Source organism: Spiroplasma mirum ATCC 29335 (genome assembly GCF_000565195.1).
GTDB classification, from domain to species: domain Bacteria; phylum Bacillota_I; class Bacilli_A; order Mycoplasmatales; family Mycoplasmataceae; genus Spiroplasma; species Spiroplasma mirum.
This window is the reverse complement of sequence record NZ_CP006720.1, coordinates 471,712-490,428: the sequence shown is the minus strand read 5'-3', so window position 1 is coordinate 490,428 and position 18,717 is coordinate 471,712. Positions and strand designations below refer to the sequence as shown.

The following is an 18,717-nucleotide window of genomic DNA, read 5'->3' as shown; positions in this document are numbered from 1 at the left end:
TTAATTATACCTAATTTTTTAAAAAAGTATAAAAAATATCATAATTTTTCTTGAAAGTTCTTGAAAATTTATCTTAAATCTACCAAAATTTTGCACTAAAATTAAAAAGTACTGCTTGGCAATAATTTTTTGTTATTTTTTAGCACGTGCTTCTTGGGTTAATTTTGCTTGTGTTCGTAAGGAAGTGATTAATAAATCACGATTTTCTTTAATTTCTTCGCGGATTCGTAATAAATCTTGAAATTCTTTTTGTTTTTTAATAAAATCTTCAATATTAGCTTTGGTTGTTTTATTTTTTAATAATTGTTTATTTAATAAACGAATTTCAATATGTTGTTTCTGGTTTAATAACATTACATGACGACGTAAGATTGCTGTTGATTCATCCCGGTTCGCTAAAATTCGTTCTTGTAATTCCGTATCAGTTGTTTTAATTGCTTTTGATAAATTGATTGCCCGGTTAAAATCCGCTAGTTCTTGGGATAGTTGTCGGTTATAACCTTGTTCATATTGCATCTTAACATTCATTAAATACTGTGTCATCCGTTGTTCATAAGCTAAGCGTTGATCAAGATTTGGTTTTTTAGCTTCATCAAATTGATGATTATAATTAGCTTTTTTATAACGGTCTTTAGCAATTTGGGCTTGTTCATGTTCTCATTCTTCATCAACCGGGGGCGACAAGATTTGATCATCACCAGTAATTTTCTCAAATTGTTTTTTTGAACGGTTATTTTTAACCGCCATTTGTTGACGTAAAGAATTTAACTGTTCTTGTTCCTCGGATGTAAGTTTTTGGAATTTCCCTTTTGTTTCTAAACGTAAAATAACACGTTCTTCAATTGATAAATCATCCGTTTCACTACGAATAATTTTAACCGGCGTTGGTTTGGGTGGGGCTGGTGCTTTGGGCAAGAATTCCCCGGGGGCCAACTCTGATTTCTTTTGCGTAATTAATCGAACAAGAATTTCTTCATCATTTTTTTCAATTTCAATTTTCTCTTCCGGATTAATAACAAAATCAACAACAGATAATCCGTTTCGTTTAATTTGGGTAATTTGTTCAGAAAAAACTGGACGTAATTCTCTTTTAATTTCCGTTGTTTCTTCTAACTCATGGCGACGAATAATTGGTTTTTTAACTAGTTCATTTGATAAAGCAACATTAGAATTTAACTTGTTTTTAAAACTGCTAGTATCAAGACTACTTCATGATGAATATACATCACCTGGTTTCAAAATTTCGTTATCATCAATCGGTGGCTTAATTAGGTTAACTGGTTTTTTATTTGCAATTGGTTTAGCAGTCGTTTTTTCAAGGGCAGTTGGTCTAACTGCTTTTGGTGTTTTAACTTTTGGTTGTGGTGTGGTTGCTTTTTTTACCACTGCTTTTTTGGATGTGGAAATTTTTGCTGTTGAATCTTTGCTCGCTGGTGATTTAGTTTTTGGTGCTGGTTTTGACTTTGCTGCTTTTTGCCCAGCTGGCTTTGTAATTGCTGGCTCAACAACCGAGGTTGCGGCAGGTGGTTTTGATTTTTCAGTTAGTTCCCGATAATAGCGATTAATGAACTGACTTTTATTACGTGCCTTTTCCCAATGACTTTTATCATTTAAACGAATCACCCCTGGTTTTTTAACACTACCCACTTCTTGTTGATATTGTTTTAATAACGCTTTATACTCTTCACTATCTTTGTCCATTTGTCCTAATAAAACTTTAATTGTTGCTGGTGTAATTTTCTTTTCTAATAATTCATCAGTGTTCCGATCTGGATTAATAATATTTCCATAACTAACTCTTGATGTTACAATTGATTCTTCATTCATCTTGTCTTTTGCCATTTGTTTTACCCCTATCTTGAATATCTGCCTATTCTGTATGTCTCCATATAATTATATAAAATTTTTAAAACTTTTTAAATACTTTTTAATAAAAACTTGATTTTTAAGATATTTTATTTATAATATTATCTTATAAATTTTTAATTCATAATTGTAAAAATAAAAGGATAATAAATTATCCTGGCTACCATTTTGATTTCGGACCTTTACGATGGCGAACCCGAATTTTTTTTATTTTCGGTGGTTTATTAACAACTACTGGCGTTGCTGAAACTGGCGGGCGATTATACATCTGATGCTCGTCATATAAGGAGCGCGCAATTTCACGCATTAAGACTGTTCCATAGTTATCATTATTATCATGTTCATCATCAATTTTTGCTAAATCAATTTGTGGTATGGTTTTTAATTCATCATCAATTTTTACATCAGCATTTAACATTTTTTTGTTTACTTTTGGTAATTTCCCTGATGTTCTCTTTAACTGTTCTAAATATTCAGCACGCTTAGCTAATTCTTGTAAGCGAAATTGATGAATTTTGTGTAATTTTGCTTGCTGAGATAATTTGGAAGAATGAAGCTTTTGATATTCCGATTTTTTTAACGCTAGTAATAACTCCCGCTGGGTTTGTTCATCCATTTGCTTTTCTCATAATTCTTTTTCTTTTGCTCATTCTAAAACAACTCCGGGACGCTTTGTATGATCAATATCACTAGAAGTAATTACTTCATCAAAATATTTACTAATTAATGTTTGTGTATCTTCATCGTGCGGATGTTTCATCCTAGTCAACTCCTTTGCTGACCAAGGCAATGTTAATAAAGTTTACTTTAGTCTTGGTTTTTATTCTCATATTTTGCTACTAAAATTTGTGGCAATGGTTGGTCAACTGGTGGTTTTTTGCGTTTTCGACTTAATTTTTTTTGTAACTTTTGTTCTTTTTTGATATTTTTACTAATTAATTTTTCTTTATATTGTTTTTCTGCTAAAATTGATGCTCTACGTCGTTCGATTGCTTTTAACTCATTAGGATGATAACCAGCCGTTGTATATTTAATGGCGGTTAAATCAAACTCTAAATTTGGACGTTTAGATTCATCATAATAATTAATACCATAATCTTTTAATTTTTTATGGGATTGCAAAACTAATTTTTTTTCGGCAACGGTTTGTTTTTTATTTTGGAGTTTGGTATCAATTTTAGCGTTCGCCTTTTTTTCATTTTCCTCGCTAAGGTTAAAAAAATTTTCACCATATTTTAGTTTTTTAAGATTTGGTCGCTTTTTAGGATCAATATCAGAAATATAAATTTCTTCTTTTAAAACTTTTTTACGTTTTGGTTTAGTTTTTTTAACAGGTTCTGGTTGCCCTTCATTCACGGGTGGGGACGGTTTTACCACTACCGGTGGTGAAGTTAGTTTTGGTTGCGGTGGTGTTTTTGGTTCAACGACCTTTGCCGACTGAGCTAGCGGATTAATTTGGCTAGTAATATCAGTTGGTAAAAAGAATTCTGTTGATAATAATTTAACAACTGGTTGTTCATCGGGAATATAATTTTTAATGACTTTATCTCCGACATTAACTTTACGACCTAATCCTCAATCTTGCACGGTATCTTTTAATCGCTTGCGGTGCTGTAAAATATGGTCAGGATTTTTAAGTGGTTTTGGTTTATTAGTTGCCTGTTTTTTGGCCACAGACTCCATATATCTTTTTCATTCTTCAGCATTTGAGTTTCGTTTTAATAATAAATTTAATTGTGATTTACTTAAATTTAACTGATCCCGGATTTGTTCAATTGATTTTGGTTTGGTATTTTGAACTTTTGTTAAATTATTTTCCGGGCGATAACCTTCCCGCGGAGCATTATTATATAAATTAGCTCCTGGTTCTTTACTATTACGACGTTTTAGTAATTCTAATTGCGTTTTGTTTAACCCTCATGTTCGCGAATTTTCTTTTACTTTTTCATTAAATAACTGTAACTTGTTTTCTTTATTAGTATCAATAATTTCATCCGCTAAGATTAAATCTTCATTATTAGGTCCACGTTGGACATCACGTTGACTTAGTAAATTTTTTTGTGTGGCATTTAGCCCTAATTCCGAAAGACTATTAATAACAACTGATTCTTTTTTTTCAACATTATTAATTGCCTTATTTTTTCAAAGATCAGCTGGTGAAGTATTTCGCTTATCCAAGAGTGTTTTTTGGGTTGCGGATAATACTAAGATGTCGCTGTTAAAAGGATTGTTTTTTGTTTTCGCAACTGCTTTCTGTGCCGAATCTTGTTCTTCAACACGATAACCCTTAATTTCCCGGTTTGGGAATAATTCTTTGGGATCTGTTAATTCCCGTTTTTTTAATAATTCTATTTGTGTGCGGTTAAGTCCTAAATTATTAGGTCCTTTTCTCCCCTTTGTCTTTGAATTATTCATCTGTGCTGCCCCCATTGACCATTTTAATTCATTCTTTTAAATTATATCATTTTTTGATTGATTTTAGTATAAAAACTTGTACAATGTATTTTTATTATTTATTAATTGATAGCCTTACTTAAATGATTAATATAAGTATACTCCTATTTTTAGCAAATTATTATCATTTATCTCATAAAAATAAAAAAGTAAATTTACATTTACTTTAATCTTATTCTTCATAATTAGTCAACAACTTTTTGGGTTTTGGTGGGGCTGGTTCAAGAGTACGAGAGTTTCGTAAATTACTTAGATAATTTAAACCTGTGGCAAGAGCAATAATTCCCACAAATAATGCGCCCACTCCTAAAAGTACTAGTGGATAACCAACCACCCGCGGATCTAATTGTGTTCATATGGGAATGGGGTAAATACTTCCTGGTTTTGGGGTGGGAATGATATTAACATTACGGCTCTTAATAAAACATAAAATAAATAAATTGCTAAGTGAATGGTGTTATACCAACTATACTTTTTAAAATAATCCTTACTATTAATTATTGGTGTAATAAAAATAAAATAAAAACCAATAATTAACAATGGGGTAACCATGTTTTCAAACACAGATTTGATAATATTATACCAAGTATTAAAACCAACAACATTGGTTGAAACTAATAAAGTTACATTATATAAAATAAAAGCTAAAACATTTAAAGCGGTAATCCGGCGTTAAATTATTTTTTCCTGTAATTCAACTAGGCATATTTTTAGTGTGGATATTAATTTAATTAAGCAATCTATAAACAAATGTTGCTAATGAAATTCACACGAATAAGTAAATAGACTGGTTAATTATTGAAAAATCAAAATTAGTTGTATAATCACCATATTAAGGATCAGGTTGGATTGTCAAAAAAATTAGATCTAAGAAAACACATAACAACGGAACAATTGTAAATCAAACATAGAAACCATATTTAAGATAACTTTTTTAATTAGCACACTCCTAAGCTTTTGTAATACCATTGCTGATATTAATTTTATTTTAAATATTAGTGAACAATAATCTTAATTTTCCGCTTAATAATTTTTCCATCGCTATTTTTCCATAGTCTTATCAATAACATTACCAACAGACTAAGTTAATTATACAAAAAAAAAAAAAAGAAATTCAATAAATTATTTTAAACTAAAATAACATCTTCAATAAGATGTTATTTTTGATTACTTAAATAAGTCTCTAAAATTAATTGGGCAGCTAAACTATCTTTTTTTTGCTTGCGCTTAGCACGTGATAAATTCGCTTCTAACATAATTTGGTGGGATTGTCTTGTTGTTAAACGTTCATCCACTAAAATAATTGGAATTACCAAATCACCTAGTTTTGTTTTTAAAATTGTAATAAATTCTTCAACCATTTCAACACGGGGACCAATGGTATTATTCATATTTTTAGGATAGCCAACAATCAGATGACTAAAGTTTTCTGTTGTAATTAAATTAACCACTTCACGGACTGCTTGCAAAAAATTTCCTTCCGGAAAGGTAATGACTCCCCGCCCGGTCGCAATAACTCCGTGGGAACTTGCTAACCCAATCGTTTTACTACCAACATCAAGGGCCAAATAATAATTATTCATCAAGATAGGTAAATAAGTTTTCCATAATAGTTAACATCATCATTTTATTTTTAAATCCACATTGGGCGACACTCGGATTACCCCCACCATTACCTTCAATTAACGGGTTTAATTTTTTGACAATATTCCCCGCTTGGTAATGGGGTTGCAAATCTTTGGAAACCCCAACGACTAATTTGTAATCATCCTGGTGATGGAGATCAACAAAAAATACTAGAAGATTGTCATATTTTGCTTTATAGTTGTCAACCAATGCTTTTAAAGTTGCTAAATCAATTTCAACATTAAAACAATGATAAAGCACATTAATATTATTTATTGTCTTAACTGGTAAATCTTGATATTGGGTTAGTTGTTCTTGCATGCGGAAATTAGCATATTTTTTATTTCATTGTTTATATTGTTCTTTAAATACTAAAATTAAATCTTTTAGTTGTTTTAAGTGTTCTTTTGAAACAGCTAAATCATTAATTTGATTTCATAAGCTTTCTAAGTTTTCATCTTGTAAGTTAGCTTTGCCTTGGTTATACTTATCAATTAATACCATTACCTCATTTTTTATTTTTAAAAATTCATCATTTAAATAAGAGGCAATTGTTTTGTAACTAGTAATGGCATGTACACGATAAGTTCCGGCTCCTTTTGATTCCACACCGGTTACCATTAAATCTTCAACTTCTTGGGAGTTAGCAACATGGGTTCCTCCACATAATTCACAAGAGTAAGTTCCAAAGCGTATAATCCGCACAATTTCATCATATTTCTCAGTAAAGAAGGCCAGTGCATTATATTTATTAAGAGCTTCATCCATATTAGTATAAATAACCTCACAAGGAATCGCTCCTTTAATTGCTTGACTAACTGAAGCTTCAACTTTACTAATTTCCTCATTGGTAATATTTTGGTTATGGGTAATATCAATTCTTAACCGTTCTTCATCATTATAAGAACCAGTTTGCATAGCGTGGATTCCTAAAACTTCTCGTAACGCAGCATGCAATAAATGGGTTCCCGAGTGATTTTTACGCGTGTAAAAACGTTTGTCCTTATCAATTGAGGCACTCACTTCGGTTCCTAATTTAATAGTGCCATTAACAATAACATGGTGAATATTTTGCTTATTAGGACCTTGCTGAACATCAACAACTTGGATCGTCGCGTTTGCATTAGTAATAATTCCGTGGTCCGCCGCTTGCCCCCCTTTTTCAGCATAAAAGGGAGTGCGATCTAAAATTAAATAACCTTCCTGATCAGTTAATTCCGTTACTTCTTGGTTATGGACAAACATAAAGACCACTTTGGCATTTTTAACTTCTTCAACTTCATAACCAACAAATTCACTAGCAACATCTAACTTAGTAAATAATTCATTTTGTAAATGCATTGCTTTAATATTTTTTCGATTAGTTCGTGATAAGTCTTTCGCTTGTTCTAAAAGTTGGTAGAACCCGGCACTATCAACTTTAATATTATTATCAGCAGCTTCTTCTTCAATTAGTTCAATGGGAAAACCATAACTTTCAAATAATTTAAAGACATTTTCCTTGGTAATTTCCCCGTATTTTTCTTTTAACTCATTAAATAACTTACTTCCTTGTTCTAAAGTATTTAAAAACTTAACTTCTTCATCTTTAATAGCCTGGGTAATAACTTCTTGTTTAGCAATTAAATAATCATAAAACGGAACCATTACATTAATAACTTCTGTTACTAGTAAATATAAAAATGGATCATTAATTCCTAGTTTTTTACCATATAAACTAGCACGCCGAATTAAACGACGAATAACATAACCACGATCCTTGTTGCTAGGAAACACCCCATCGGCAATCGCAAAAGTTGCAGCACGAATATGATCAGCAATTACTTTAAAAGCGGTATTAATTTTTGTTTGTTCACTTGGTTCTTTTCAAAAATCATTAGGATCATATTGATACTTATTATTAATTATTTTTTCAGTAGCCTTAATGATTGGTAAAAATAAGTCTGTTTCAAAATTAGTTGGGGTTTCTTGAATAATAGAAGTAATTCGTTCTAAACCAGCACCTGTATCAATATTTTTACGGGGTAATTCACTATAAGTACCATCCCCATTATTATTAAACTGTGAAAAGACAATATTTCATACTTCTAAATAACGATCATTTTCAATATCTTCTTTTAATAAGCGTAAGCCAACATGTTGGGGGTCATATTTTTCCCCACGATCATAAAAAATTTCAGTATTTGGTCCACAGGGGCCTTCACCAATTTCCCAAAAATTAGTATCTTTGCCACCCTTAATAATTCTGTCATCACTTAGACCAATAGTATCTTTTCAAATATGATAGGCTTCTTCATCTTCCTCGTAAATTGTAATATACAGTTTCGCTGGGTCAAACCCAATTCATTGGGGGGAAGTTAAAAACTCTCAAGCAAATTCAATTGCTTCTTTTTTGAAATAATCCCCAATTGAAAAATTGCCCAACATTTCAAATAAGGTATGGTGACGAGCAGTATCACCAACATTTTCAATATCATTAGTTCGAATTGATTTTTGGGAGTTAGTTAATCTTTTGGCTGGTGGTGTTTTTCGCCCATCAAAATAAGGTTTTAATGTCGCTACTCCTGAATTAATCCATAATAATGATGAATCATCAACAGGAATTAAAGAAACTGGTTTTAATTCATAGTGGTCTTTTGATTTAAAAAAATCCAACCATAATTGTCTAATTTCAGTTGAAGTAAGTTTTCGCATTAATATTATCCTTCCTAATTAATATCATTTCTTAAAGTCAATTGAATTATAGCATATCAAAAAATAAAATACTGTTTAATTGATTCAAACAGTATTGTTTTTAAAGGCTATTTTGAGAATTATTCAATAAATCTTTAATACTTAAAACAATGATTCTTTTTTTTACTAAGTTTTCTGCTGATTTTTTTGCAGCTCTTAGTTAGTGAAATTGATTAGAAAATTCTTTATAAAATTCTTCTTAATTTTATTTTTAATATTAATTTGATAAGTATCTTGGTAAATTTTTATTTTTCTTCAGTTAGTTTCCACTGCATTACTAAAATTAAGATCTGAATTATTTTTATACATTTTGATTGTAATAGATAAATCATCATATACCTCAAAATAGTTATCTAAAAAGGCTTCTAAATTTTGGGTTAGTTTAAGGTTACAAACTTTCCGATATTTTTGCAATTGCACTTGGGAATTATATTTATTTTTAATAGCTATAATTTTTTGATAAAATTCTTTTTGAAAATCATTTTTTCAATTATTTGTTTTGTCTGAATTCTCTACGCCTAATGTTGCTGCCATTTTCTTTTTTCACTGAACTCAAGCTTCAGGCATGTTATTTTTATAATCTTTACCTTCACGATTAGTAAAATTATTAATTAGTTTAGCATAGATATCAAACTTATATTTTAATTGTAAAAATGTTGTTAATGGTGTCATCGGTGGATTTGCCATATTTTTTTCCTTTCTAATAAAATAATAATTAAATAAAAAAGACCTAACAAAAAAATGTTAGGCACTTTAAGTACTCAATTATTATCTGTTTAATTATACTTAAAAAATTATTTTTCCACAATAATTATGCCAAATTTTATTTGTATTTTTACTATACACATAAACATTATTACTTTGATCTATAAGTATTTGGGGATCGGGATAATTTAAACTAGCAATTTTAGTAGCTGCACCACTTAAATCTCCCATACAAATATTGCCTTGGGCGGACGCCCCATATCAATAATTTTGATGATCTAACTCAATTAAATTAATATTTTCGTTTAATTTTGTTAAGGGTTTAAAATTAGCATTGGTGTTTCCAACATATAATTCTTTTCTCTTCGTTGCTACATACAAATGATTATTATCATCAATATTTAAAGCAGTGATTCCCGTTAAAGTTCCTAAACCTTGTGGCTGTTGACCTGGTCCTTTTTTAAATAATTTTCCTAGACCAGAAGCAATATAAAAATTTGCATCATCATCCACAACAATATAATTAATTCCAAAATCCTCACTAAAATGAGTTACTATATATATCAACAGAAGAATTGTTACTATTAATTTTTCAAACATTATGCTTAAAATCACTAAAATAAATATTTTTGTTTTTTGTTAATACAAAATTAGAAATTTTAACAGACTGTTTTAAATCTTGTAAGTTATAATTTCAAATTTCATTAAGATTATTAGTAGTTTGTTTAACAAGAAATAATTTATCGTCTTAATTAATTCCGACAGTTGAAATATTATTGGTATTAAAAAATGTCTTAAATTTATTTATATTATTATTTTTTCAAATTTTACTATCTTTAGTTAAGACATATAAACTATTATGCTGATCAGAAGTAATCCCTCAAACTTTTTCTTGAAAACTACTTTATTCTTGCAAAGTAATAACCGGTTCTTTAATAACTATTTTGTCTAGGCGAAAGAAAAATTATCAAACCAACCCTCCCGAGGTCGCTAAGATTAAAATTACAACTAAAATTCAAATTACAATTCACTTTTTATATTGTTTTTTAGTTGGCAATAATTTTGCATTAAAATTAATATTATTAAGCTTGGGAGAAGAACTTAAAGACGGTTTAGGAAGAGTTGTTCTTAATAATGGATCACGTTGTATTTTAGTAATTTCATTGTTAGCATGATGATGGAAAAAATTGGATGGTTTATTAATCTTATTAGCAATATTATGAAGATGGTTTTTAATAAAGAGACCACAAATAATTTTTGTTACAATAAAAAATAGCTAGCGGTTTACTAAAATTGCTTGACTGTTGTTTTAAAATCGAATCATTAAAATTAATTAATTTTAAATTTTGCAAATTAAAAGTTGGATTATTTAGTCTAAAATTAATAAGAACTTTTTTAACATTATTACAGCACCGTAAACATAAACCTTGATAACTATCAACAAATAAATTTCCCATATTGTCTCGAAAAATAATTAATTCTATTTTATAAAGTCATGGGTGATAATTTAATATTATGTTGCTATGGTAATTATTGTAATAAAGTCTTAAATAAATTAATTTTATTGTATTAATTATATAAAAAAATTGCTGATTTAACAAGATAGTTTCTTAAAGTCATAAAAATATTCTGATGTTGAACTAACCCTACCAATCTCCTCTAAATCTTCATTAATTGTAAAATAAAATCTTTGATAATAATGCTAGCATATTTTAAATTTTCTTTAAATTGACTAGTTGAGGCGGTGGGATTATGGAGATAATCACTAATAACTTTGATTGATAACATCGGGATGTTAAATTTATAAGCTGTCTGGAAAAAAGCAGTTCCTTCCATATCCACAATATCAATTAAATTATTAAAATTTGCTTGGAGATATTTAAAATGATGTTGTTGATTAATAAAAATATCACTTGTTCCTAACACCACTTTCCGCAGATTTTCATCATCTTTGGTAATTTGGTTAATTAATTGGCGGTCACTGGTAAAAAATGTTGGTTCCTGGGGGATTTGACCTTTTTGATAACCAAATTCACTGGCATCGGCATAAGTATATAATGCTTTTTCAACAATTAATAATTCAAAAATTTCATAATCAGGTTTTAAACTGCCCACGGTTCCAATATTATATATCTTTTTAATGGTATAGTCATTAATTAAGGTTGTTAGAGCAATAGCCGCATTTACTTGGCCAATTTGTGAAATGGAAAATAATCATGTTCCCTTTTGAAATAATTTAATATGGTCATATTTAATAATTTCAATTGGTTTAATAGTATCTAACAAAACTTGCAGTTCTTCTTGCATTGCGCCAATTACTAAATTCATTATATTTTTCTCCTTTATTGATCAGTAATTCAAGCTTTGTATGTTTTTAAAATATTAGTTCCTAAATTATCCACCCCATGTTTTTGACTAACAATTTCATACTGACGTTTTAACATCTCCTTAAAAGTTAAGGTTAAATCCTCGTTAGCTAACTTTCGTAACTCTTCGACCCCGGGATAATTACGTTCAGCACTAATTTTATCAGCAATAAAAATTAACATTTCAAAGAGTGTCATTTTGGGATGACCAACCGTATGTCATTTCACAGCATTCAAAATTTCTTCGTCTGTAAATAACAAATCATATTTTAAATGTAAAAACCCGGTATAAGAATGCCAAGTAGGCACTGGCTCAGTTAAACCTTCTGGTCAATATTTTATTAGCATATCACGTTGACGCTCTTCACTTCAACGTTTCGTAACATCATGAAAAGTTCCGGCAATTAAAGCTTTATGATCATCTAAATGGTGGATAATTGCTAATTCTTGAGCTTTTTTACCAACATTTAAACAATGAAGGTACCGTTTTTCATCCATTTGGTCCTGAATTCGTTCTTCAAAATATAATAAGTGGTCATTAATATAATTATTAATAGCTGGTAATTGTAAATCTAAATTTTTTCCTTCCCGGACCAGGGTACTTGATAAATGTGTATTATTTTTAAAAGTGACACTAATTGCCTGGTATTTAGTTAAAATCTCAGGAGTAACATCTCAGTGATTACGTTCAAAAATAATAAAAGTTTGCAGTTTTACTAATTCATTAATATTATTTCACTTATCTAAACTAGCTAATTGGTCAGAACCAATCATAAAATAAAATTGGTTAGTTGGGTCTTGTTCATACAAAGTCTTCACAGTTTGGTAAGTAATGCTAGGAGCATTATTTTTTAATTCTAAATCATTAATTTTAACATAGTCTAAACCTTGAATGGCAAGTTTAATCATATTTAAGCGATCAGTAATTGGTGATAATTTTCGTGTTTTAAAGGGGTTTTGATTAGTGGGAATAATTCAAACTTCTTGAATATCACAATGTTCCTTAACTAATTTTATCATTTTTAAATGATCACTATGAAATGGATCAAAACTTCCACCAAATAATGCTATTTTCATTATGTTTTTTCTCCCTTTTTATTATCATTACTAATTTATTTTATCTTAATAATAAAAAAACACTACCAAAATGTAATGTTTTTTTCAATATTTTTAGTTATTCACTATTATTTTTAATACCTAATTCTTTTAAAACATCTTCAACGGTATCTTTTAAAATCTTGCGAAATTGGGTAATTGATAAGGTAATTGTAATATTATCATTTTCATTTTTTAACAAATCTTCCTGGTTAGAATAAGCAATTGGGGTAGTTTTTTTATGAGAAGAATTCTTTTTCTTTTGGAACACCTTTTCACCCAATGGTAAAATTACTACTTCTTCTTCCCCCAATTCATCATCTACTCTATTAACAACAATTTCTTCGCCATTCGCATTTAAAGTTAACTTATCATCATCACGGTGAGAGGTTTTAATCCGTTTCATAATATAATCCATCCGGTCATTAAAATTACGTTCCTTAATCCAGTTTAATAATTGTTGAAACTCATTGGGTTGAGCTTGCGAACTGTCGCGCAGTTTTTTTAAGTTTTCCAAACGTTCTATCAAATTATTATGTTCATTTAAACCGGGTTCATTTTTTAACTCATTAATTTTTGAACGAGCATTTTTCAAAATTGCGTGGATATTACCTTCTGGAGGGCTGTTTGTAAATGAAACTTCACTATCTTGGGGATTATCTTCAACAATTATTTGTTCTTTTGGTGGTTCATCCTGCACTAATTCATCAGTTAATTGAATGCCACTTACTGATTCAATATCATCATCATAACTCAGATGATTTTCTAAATTAATTGCTAAATCTTCGTTCGGTGGTGTTTTCTTTTTTCGTGCCATATTCTGATCCTCATTTTCATTAATTCTTTTAAATTATATAATAATTTTAAAATTTTAGGAAATGTTCTCTTTCAAAGGTTTTAGTTAGCTACTTTCATAATTTGACAGAAGAAACATAGCGCGCAAACTACTAGGAAACAAGAAATTGTATCAAAACATACTGAGGTAATGGTTCCCCACCAAGAAATATATTCATTAAAAGTTAAGGGAAATAGCGTAATTAAGCTAACCACCCCAAAGATTAATCCGCCAAGCCCAAAGATGAAGTTTAATAAGTCACATCGAAAGGCTCAACGTTTATACTGATAACCAAAACTTTTTTTATTTTGCATTGTTGTTTTTTGTAAATTATATAAATTTGGTTCCTGACCGGTAAGCAACAAAAGCACTTAAAACACTTAAAGTATCAAAAAAGATTGATAACAAGGTAAAAATAAAAGAGTGCGTATTTCTCACTTTTTTGTTTGGATTTCAAAATGGTTCTAATGAAATTACACTTAAACTCCCAAACATAATTCTAAAAAAAACCAAAAATAAAACTTAAAATATCAGATCAGACAATTTTGTCTTTGAGTTTTTTCATAGTAAATAGACTCTGTTTTATAAATGATAACATAACCAGAATTATACTCTTTTTAAATTTAAAAGTAAATCGTCAATATTTTTCCGAAAAACTAGTAATTAAAAGCGGTTCCGAAATAATTGCTTAATTTTTTTATTAAACTCTAACCAAAAATCAATTAAATAATCTTTAGAATCTAACTTTCCTTCCGCAATTTGGTCTAGTCTAATACCTTTTCCATATTAGCAGTATAGTATTCATTAATAATGCTTTGATATGCTTTTTCTAAATAATAAATGGTTTTAATCCCTTGTACGGTTGGTTCATATGCTTTTTTGTTTAAAGTAACATATTCACGAGTTTGTAAAATTTTAAAAATGGTTGCATAGGTAGCCGGACGGCCAACTCCAAGTTCTTCTAAAACTTTAATTAAACTTGCTTCAGTAAATAATGGTTTTGGTTTCGTAAACAATTGTTTTGGTAAAATTTCATCAAATTTAATTTCACTTCCAATTTGATAAGTATTCTTACTAGTTAATAATTCTTCCTCATCTTCTTCTTTATCATCTAATAATTTTTTAACCACCATTGGCGCAGTACTTTTATCCACACCCATTAAAATTTATTACCTCTTTTCCCTATAATTAAGTTTAAAAGTAAACAAAACAAAAAAAGTTTCATTATTTATTTTTAAAATTAAAACTTTTTTTATTTTTTTAAAAAGGTATTTTGTAAAATATTAGTATAGTATTCTTCTTTTGAGGCAATAATTTGTTCATAAATTAAATCTAACACATATAGCATCGCATAACGTGTTGACTTTGTAATTAAATAATTATCATTCGGATTATAACTAAGATTTAAATTATAATCTCCTAGTTTTTTTAAGTGATTCTGCAAATATTTACTAATCGTAAAAATAACAGCATGGTTTTTTTTGGCTTGCTTAACTAAATTTAAAACACTTTTGGTTTCCCCCGATACCCGATAAAGGATAATGCTAAGACAACAAAATCCTGGTCAATAATTTCACTAAAAATTAAATTGTTTTCATGGTCTTTATTAAAATAAGTTTTAATACCTAGTCGCAATATTCTTGAATAAAAGCTTTCCATTCATAAAGCTAATTTACCATAGGCAAATAATAAAATTGTTTTATTACTATTAACATAGTTAACAAATTTTTAAATAATTTCAAAATTTAATAAGATGTTGGTTGCATCTAAATTAGTTTTAATTTTAGTTAAAGTACTATCTAGTTTATTATGATTATTTGGGTGCTTATTAGTATTAAAAGATGTTAAAATAATGATTAACTGTTTATAACCTTGTAGGCCAATTTCTTTGCACATTCGAATAATTGTGGCCGAAGAGGAAAAAGTTGCTTTTGCTAATTGGTTAATATTATAATTATTAATTTTATTCAGATGATTAATAATAAATTCACTGATAAAAGAAAATTTATTTTCATTATTTTTTAAATTTTCTAATTTATTAATTAAGTTATCATAATTCATAAGTCCCATTGTCTCCTCATTATTCACTTAATTACCCCTTACTTATAAAATTATCATAAATTATCATAATTATTGTTTTTTTTTTTTTTTAGTTACTAATATTATTTATTATTTTTAAAGGTTATGTTAGAATGTTTTAGCAATTGAAAAATATAGTTTATTATTTAATAAACTTGAGAAATACTCTTAGAACCTGATTTAGTTAATACTAGAGTAGGGAGTTCAAATTATGACGAATTAATTTTATATTCTATTATTTTGTTTTCTTTCTCATGTTAATTACTATCTAATTATTGTGTAAGGATTTTTTTTATGGACCAAACTGTTGAAAATTTTTATGATGCCAAACAACAAAAAATAATTTTGTGGACCGCTAAGATCATTTGTATAATTCCCATTGTTTTGTATTTAGTTTTTCTAGTTTTAACAGCTAGTTTAAAGGCAACGATACTTAGCAAATTATTGCATATTAACAACGATGAAAACTTGCAAAATATGCGGTTATTTTTAATTTGCTTTTGTAGTTTTGGATTAATTTTTGCGATTTTATACGCGGTGAGTTGTTGAATTTGTAAATACGATGAATATTTAAACTATAAAATGCAGTTTATTTTACTAAGTATCTTTAGTTTAAATATTTTAAATTTAGTTTTAAATATTACAATTTATAGTCAAGAATTAAAACCACAAGATACCATTTTTAAAAATAAAAATAAACAAAAAAAATTTTGACAATTATTTGGAATTAGAAAATGGCATACCTTTGATTATGTCATCATTGCGTTATTTGTTGGAATTACTTTAGCATTAAATTATATTGAAAGTTATATCTTACCCCAATTACCAAATGGTGGTGGCGTTGCTTTAAAATATATTCCGTTAATTATCTTAGCTTTTATTCATTCAAGTTTAGCAGGATGAATTTGTGGGGCAGTTAGTTCATTATTAGCAATTTTATTTATTCAATCAGGATTTATTATTTCACCATGATCATTTATCCTAGATTATTTTTTACCAATGACAACTCCCTGTTTAGCAGGATGAATGCGATTCAAAGTTACAAATGATAAAAAATATATTACTTATATTAACTATTTAATTATGTGTATAACAATTATGCTAATTATTTACTTTTGACAAATTTTATCAGCAGTAGCAGTCTGAAACGTGTTATACCCGTATGCAATTTGAAAAGGTTATAGCGGATGATTATATGCATTTGTTTATAACTTTATTCATGTTTTCTTATTTACATATCCGCTGATCCAAATCGTAGTGCCGATTGCTCTACGTGGGTTAGCTCCCGTGTATATAAATCGTTTTCAACAACATTATGGTTATTAATGAAATATTATTAATAACTAAGAAAAGTTTAAAAAGGTTATTAATTAAATAACCTTTTTTATTTTATAATGAAAATGAAGAAAAACTTTTTTTCGGAAAGGATGCAGAAAACATAATGAAAAAAATAATTAATTTATTAATGTCCTTAATTATCAGCGGCGTCATGACCGTAAGTTCAACTTTTAAAAACCAACATCACAGTCATGATCATAATTCTTTGAAAGCATTTAACCAGCATTTAACAAAACTGGGGAAATTTACTTTTAACAAAACAAAAATTAGTGATAGTAAGGTAGTTACTTACGAAATTGGAAATAACAAAGATTTATATTATCTTGACTTAACAAATCCAACTAATCCTATTAGTAAGTTACTCTTTAAAAATCTTGGAATTGGAATGTATGAATTTGTTTTACCAAATGATAATATTTTAATTGGTTATCAAATCGGAGTATTTCCAAGTGCTTTACAATATTTTGATTTAACCGATGTTAACCATCCCATCATAAAAAATTTAAATTTTACTAATCATCACCAGCCAGTTTTAACACCACTAAAAATTAAAATGAATAATATAAATGAAATAAATAATATTTTACCATTAACTAATAATACTTTTATCATTAGTGATCTGGATAATAATATGTGATATTTAAAAATTAATAATTCGCAACCCGAATTAAGTGCTTTGCATCTTAAAGGATTAAGCTTATTAAGTAATTCTTTTATTGCAATTAATAATCATAGTATGTTTTTTTGTAGCACCAAATAATTTAACCTTAACATATGTTGATTTTACTGATTTAAATTATCCTTTCTTTAATTACTTATCAACAATATCAAAATGTTTCTCAAATTGTTAAAGTTGATCAAAATGGAATTTTAATTAACCAGATGACAGGTAATCTTACTTATCTTGCTTGATATTAGTAATTTGCAAGATTTAAAACCAACAAGTTTAACAAAACAAACCTTAAATATTTCAATTCTTTTGTTAACAAATAACAATTGACTGATTGTTAATGAAACAGGAACTAATTGGTTACTCTATAATAATTAATAAAATAAAAACTCTTAATTAATTAAGATTTTTTATTTTTAGCTCAAATTGATGATACTTCTTTGATTTTCATATCTTTAGCTTTAATAATTTTATTACTTTTAACATTTAGTGGTTGTTGAAATTCTTTTTTATTACTTGATTTAATTTCACTGTGCACTGCTACTTTTCAATCATTTAATGTTTCCTTACGTGCTTTTGCATTTTTTCAATGGATTGCTAAACTATTATTAACCTCAACTTCGTCACCTTTTTCAACTGGTAATAATAAATCAATTACTCGCCCAAATTCTGTTTCCTTATTAAATTCAGTAATTTTAATTAAAGTTCCGGCAATATCTTTATGAAATAAAGTATTATTTCGCCCCCCGTACCCGTACGTAGGATGAGTGTTATCTCATATCTTTCTTATTTCTGGCTCGGTTAATTTATAATTTTTTGCCATAAAAATATCCTCTTTATATTTAAAACTATTATATTAATTATATAATATTTTTTGCATAAAATATAGCGACCACCCCCCCCCGCCCGGTTTTCCAAAGGTTATTCACCGGAAATTAGGGTCTAACATC

20 protein-coding genes are annotated in these 18,717 nt (G+C 28.3%); 2 read left to right on the top strand and 18 right to left on the bottom strand.

Translation table 4 applies throughout. The features are described 5' to 3' along the window. Positions 1–132: 132 nt before the first annotated feature. The 17 genes from P344_RS02425 to P344_RS02355 all read right to left on the bottom strand — a co-directional run bounded on the left by P344_RS02425 (position 133) and on the right by P344_RS02355 (position 15,768). Positions 133–1,842: a hypothetical protein gene (locus tag P344_RS02425; protein ID WP_025317310.1), complete on the bottom strand. Its 1,710-nt coding sequence runs from the start codon at positions 1,840–1,842 to the stop codon at positions 133–135. Positions 1,843–2,026: 184 nt separating this feature from the next. After that, on the bottom strand, positions 2,027–2,626 hold the full coding sequence (locus tag P344_RS02420) for a hypothetical protein (protein ID WP_025317309.1): 600 nt from the start codon (positions 2,624–2,626) through the stop codon (positions 2,027–2,029). 47 nt (positions 2,627–2,673) lie between these two features. Continuing rightward, on the bottom strand, positions 2,674–4,281 hold the full coding sequence (locus P344_RS02415; RefSeq protein WP_025317308.1) for a hypothetical protein: 1,608 nt from the start codon (positions 4,279–4,281) through the stop codon (positions 2,674–2,676). Between the two features lie 211 nt (positions 4,282–4,492). Beyond that, a complete protein-coding gene (locus tag P344_RS07055) occupies positions 4,493–4,654 on the bottom strand; it encodes a hypothetical protein (protein WP_201773799.1) in 162 nt (53 codons plus the stop codon). Positions 4,655–4,662: 8 nt separating this feature from the next. Next, the gene (locus P344_RS07050) at positions 4,663–4,872 is read right to left on the bottom strand and encodes a hypothetical protein (RefSeq protein ID WP_025317307.1); all 210 of its coding nucleotides are present in this window, start codon (positions 4,870–4,872) and stop codon (positions 4,663–4,665) included. A gap of 605 nt (positions 4,873–5,477) precedes the next feature. Continuing rightward, complete coding sequence (gene ruvX, locus P344_RS02405; protein WP_025317306.1) at positions 5,478–5,903, bottom strand: Holliday junction resolvase RuvX; 426 nt, start codon at positions 5,901–5,903, stop codon at positions 5,478–5,480. Next, on the bottom strand, positions 5,896–8,640 hold the full coding sequence (gene alaS / locus P344_RS02400; RefSeq protein ID WP_025317305.1) for an alanine--tRNA ligase: 2,745 nt from the start codon (positions 8,638–8,640) through the stop codon (positions 5,896–5,898). The genes ruvX and alaS overlap by 8 nt, the downstream gene beginning before the upstream one ends. Positions 8,641–8,835: 195 nt before the next feature. Then, positions 8,836–9,366, bottom strand: coding sequence for a hypothetical protein (locus tag P344_RS02395; RefSeq protein WP_025317304.1), 531 nt, complete (start codon positions 9,364–9,366; stop codon positions 8,836–8,838). 99 nt (positions 9,367–9,465) lie between these two features. Beyond that, on the bottom strand, positions 9,466–9,951 hold the full coding sequence (locus P344_RS02390) for a hypothetical protein (protein WP_148552297.1): 486 nt from the start codon (positions 9,949–9,951) through the stop codon (positions 9,466–9,468). A gap of 1,092 nt (positions 9,952–11,043) precedes the next feature. Beyond that, on the bottom strand, positions 11,044–11,712 hold the full coding sequence (gene mtnN, locus P344_RS02385; RefSeq protein ID WP_025317302.1) for a 5'-methylthioadenosine/S-adenosylhomocysteine nucleosidase: 669 nt from the start codon (positions 11,710–11,712) through the stop codon (positions 11,044–11,046). 14 nt (positions 11,713–11,726) lie between these two features. Further along, entirely contained in the window at positions 11,727–12,827 is a 1,101-nt protein-coding gene (locus P344_RS02380) for a nicotinate-nucleotide adenylyltransferase (RefSeq protein ID WP_025317301.1), read from the bottom strand. 97 nt (positions 12,828–12,924) lie between these two features. After that, a complete protein-coding gene (locus P344_RS02375) occupies positions 12,925–13,662 on the bottom strand; it encodes a hypothetical protein (RefSeq protein ID WP_025317300.1) in 738 nt (245 codons plus the stop codon). Between the two features lie 80 nt (positions 13,663–13,742). Further along, positions 13,743–14,042: a hypothetical protein gene (locus tag P344_RS07425; protein ID WP_245565527.1), complete on the bottom strand. Its 300-nt coding sequence runs from the start codon at positions 14,040–14,042 to the stop codon at positions 13,743–13,745. 402 nt (positions 14,043–14,444) lie between these two features. Next, on the bottom strand, positions 14,445–14,840 hold the full coding sequence (locus P344_RS02365) for a DNA topoisomerase (protein WP_025317299.1): 396 nt from the start codon (positions 14,838–14,840) through the stop codon (positions 14,445–14,447). Positions 14,841–14,932: 92 nt separating this feature from the next. Next, a complete protein-coding gene (locus P344_RS02360) occupies positions 14,933–15,178 on the bottom strand; it encodes a phosphoheptose isomerase family protein (protein ID WP_236681428.1) in 246 nt (81 codons plus the stop codon). A gap of 2 nt (positions 15,179–15,180) precedes the next feature. Further along, positions 15,181–15,339: a hypothetical protein gene (locus P344_RS06685; RefSeq protein ID WP_156028528.1), complete on the bottom strand. Its 159-nt coding sequence runs from the start codon at positions 15,337–15,339 to the stop codon at positions 15,181–15,183. A 69-nt stretch (positions 15,340–15,408) separates the two neighbouring features. Then, on the bottom strand, positions 15,409–15,768 hold the full coding sequence (locus P344_RS02355) for a MurR/RpiR family transcriptional regulator (RefSeq protein ID WP_025331865.1): 360 nt from the start codon (positions 15,766–15,768) through the stop codon (positions 15,409–15,411). Positions 15,769–16,053: 285 nt separating this feature from the next. Between P344_RS02355 and P344_RS02350 the strand changes: the two genes are divergently transcribed. Both P344_RS02350 and P344_RS02345 read left to right on the top strand, forming a co-directional pair. Next, a complete protein-coding gene (locus tag P344_RS02350) occupies positions 16,054–17,085 on the top strand; it encodes an energy-coupled thiamine transporter ThiT (protein WP_025317296.1) in 1,032 nt (343 codons plus the stop codon). 115 nt (positions 17,086–17,200) lie between these two features. After that, positions 17,201–17,857 (top strand): hypothetical protein, encoded by a 657-nt coding sequence (locus P344_RS02345; RefSeq protein ID WP_025317295.1) that lies wholly within the window; start codon positions 17,201–17,203, stop codon positions 17,855–17,857. Between the two features lie 310 nt (positions 17,858–18,167). Here the strand turns inward: P344_RS02345 and P344_RS02340 are convergent, their stop codons facing one another. Continuing rightward, positions 18,168–18,590, bottom strand: a complete 423-nt coding sequence (locus P344_RS02340; RefSeq protein WP_025317294.1) for a hypothetical protein — start codon at positions 18,588–18,590, stop codon at positions 18,168–18,170. Between the last annotated feature and the right edge of the window lie 127 nt (positions 18,591–18,717).